Source organism: Kitasatospora sp. NPDC056531 (genome assembly GCF_042794375.1).
Taxonomy (GTDB): domain Bacteria; phylum Actinomycetota; class Actinomycetes; order Streptomycetales; family Streptomycetaceae; genus Kitasatospora.
Map to the genome: position 1 here is coordinate 1 of NZ_JBHTTU010000275.1, position 2,630 is coordinate 2,630.

The following is a 2,630-nucleotide window of genomic DNA, read 5'->3' on the forward strand; positions in this document are numbered from 1 at the left end:
TTCGTGCGACACGAGGCTGCTTGAGCTGAGTGAACTCACCGATGAGGAGGTTCCGTTGAGGAAGGTGTAGTTCCAGGCCAGTGTCCATGGCCTGTCCCCGCCCCGGCGTGCGTTCCTGGTAACGGGAGGGTGCGAAGCCCGGGGGAAAAGCCCAAGGGCTCCCGTTCCATCCGGGGGCTACAGGCAAGGGGAATGAGCGGACGGGTGAATGCGAATGAACCCTTGGCCATGCCTCGTAACTTCGAACCTCGCCGATGGGAAGTACCAGCGGGGTACAGGACTGGCCGCTGAGAAGCGGCAGGTGCCGGCTGGAGAGAAGCAGTCAGCCGGGAGGACACCACCGTCCCGGGGTAGAGAGGGCACCCACCCCGCTCGCATCTCGCTCATGCAGAACGTGGAAACCCCGCAAGGGTCCCGGCCTTGTGCCGGGTAGGCCGACCGTGAGGAACGCTCAACTCCCTGGCGGGAACAGGATGACCCAAGAAGCGAATGCCGGCGGCCGAAAGGCAGCAGGAACCCGGGACGGTCAATACTGGCTCCTCCAGCCGGTCGTCTCGCATAACTGGCCGGACAAGGCCCAAGTGGCCCGACCCGAAAGGGTGCTGACGTGGGTCAGGTGAGCCTGCGAAAGAGGACGATGACAAGGACAACAGAACCGACGGCCACGTTGGACACCACGCCGCTCAGCGGCACGGTGAACGAACCGGAGGGCGAACTCCTCGACTGGCACGCGGTCGACTGGACCGCCGCCGAGGAGAACGTACGTCGTCTGCGCCAGCGCATCTTCGCGGCGTCGCAGGCCGGGGACCTGAAGAAGGTCCGCAACCTGCAGAAACTGATACTCCGCAGCCATAGCAACACGCTCGTGAGCGTGCGGCGGGTCACGGAGATCAACGCTGGCCGCCGAACGGCGGGCATCGACGGACGGACCGTGCTCACGGCCCCGGGCAAGGCCGAACTGGCCACCTGGGTCCAGCACCGCTCCGCCCCGTGGAAGCCCAAACCCGCTCGGCGTGTGTACATCCCCAAGAGCAACGGAAAGCAGCGTCCTCTCGGGATTCCCGTGATCGTCGACCGCGTCCTGCAAGCCAGGACGGTCAACGCACTTGAACCCGAGTGGGAGGCCCGGTTCGAACCCAAGTCCTACGGGTTCCGGCCGGGCCGGGGATGCCAGGACGCGATCCAGGCGATCTTCAACGTCGCACACGGCAAGCGCCCGAAGCGACAGTGGGTCCTGGACGCAGACCTGGCGGCGGCATTCGACCGCATCGATCACGAGCACCTCATCAAGATGCTGGGACCATTCCCCGCGAGGGAAATGGTCGCCCGCTGGCTGAAGGCCGGGGTCATCGAGAAGGAGTGCTTCACCGCCACCGAAGAGGGAACCCCTCAAGGCGGCGTGATCAGCCCCCTCCTGCTCAACATCGCTCTCCACGGGATGGAAAAGGCTGCCGGAGTCCGCTACTACACCGGCGGCACGCACGCCGGTGAAACCGTTCCGGGCTCCCCGGTGCTGATCAGATACGCCGACGACCTGCTCGCCTTCGCCCACTCCAGGGTCGAAGCCGAGCAGATCCAGGCGCGACTGGGCACCTGGCTGAAACCCAGAGGGCTGGTCTTCAACGAGGACAAGACGAGCATCGTCGACCTCAACGAGGGCTGTGACTTCCTGGGCTTCAGCATCCGCCGCTACCGCGGCGGAACGGTGCTGCTGATCAAGCCGAGCACGGCAGCCGTGCGACGAATCCGGAAGCGGCTGGCCGCCGAGGTGCACGCCCTGCGAGGGGCCAACGCCCAGGCGGTGATCCACAAGCTCAACCCGATCATCCGGGGCTGGGCGGCCTACTACCGGAGTGGGGTGTCCAGCCGCGTCTTCCACGCGCTGGACGCCTACGTGTGGAAGCTTCTCTACAAGTGGGCGACCCACACGCACCCGAACAAGTCGAAGCACTGGGTCGTGGCCCGCTACTTCGGCATGTTCAACAAGGCCAGGCGGGACAGGTGGGTCTTCGGCGATCGCGACAGCGGCCGCTACCTCGCCAAGTTCTCCTGGACGAAGATCGTTCGGCACCGGATGGTCAAGGGCTCGGCGTCCGTGGACGACCCCGCCCTCACTGACTACTGGGCCGAACGACGTCGCAAACACAAGCCGGCACCTCTGCCAGCCTGCGAGCCATCAGGGCTTGCTTGAGCCGTGTGCCCGGACGACGGGCCCGCACGGTTCTGAGGGGGCGGGGACGCAGCAATGCGTCCCCGCTACCCGACCAGGCGGCCAAGGGCCAGGTCGGCCTGGACCACTACCAGGTCAGGAACTGGACCGCCTGGCACCGGCACGTCACCCTGACCATGCTCGCCCTCGCGTTCCTGGCCGTCGCCGTCGACGACGCGCGGCCGACCAGACCTGCGGATCCGGACCGCCCCGCCCGAAGCGGTGAGCCGGTCGACCTGACCGTCCCGGAGATCCGCCGCTTGATCGGCGCACTGTTCAGCCCGGTCACGTCCCTGCGTGCGCTCCTGCACTGGTCGAACTGGCGCAGAAGCCACCAAGCCTCAGCGCGTCGCAGCCACTACCGGCGGCGACTCTCCGTCCCCTCAAGCACGTAGATCGCGAAGTCGCACTGGAGTACTAG

2 protein-coding genes are annotated in these 2,630 nt (G+C 66.4%); both read left to right on the plus strand.

The window, feature by feature from the left end:
- The first annotated feature begins 637 nt into the window (after positions 1–637).
- Positions 638–2,191: a group II intron reverse transcriptase/maturase gene (ltrA, locus tag ACFQ87_RS45510; protein ID WP_380616930.1), complete on the plus strand. Its 1,554-nt coding sequence runs from the start codon at positions 638–640 to the stop codon at positions 2,189–2,191.
- Positions 2,188–2,604, plus strand: coding sequence for a hypothetical protein (locus tag ACFQ87_RS45515; protein WP_380616929.1), 417 nt, complete (start codon positions 2,188–2,190; stop codon positions 2,602–2,604). The genes ltrA and ACFQ87_RS45515 overlap by 4 nt, the downstream gene beginning before the upstream one ends.
- Positions 2,605–2,630 lie beyond the last annotated feature (26 nt).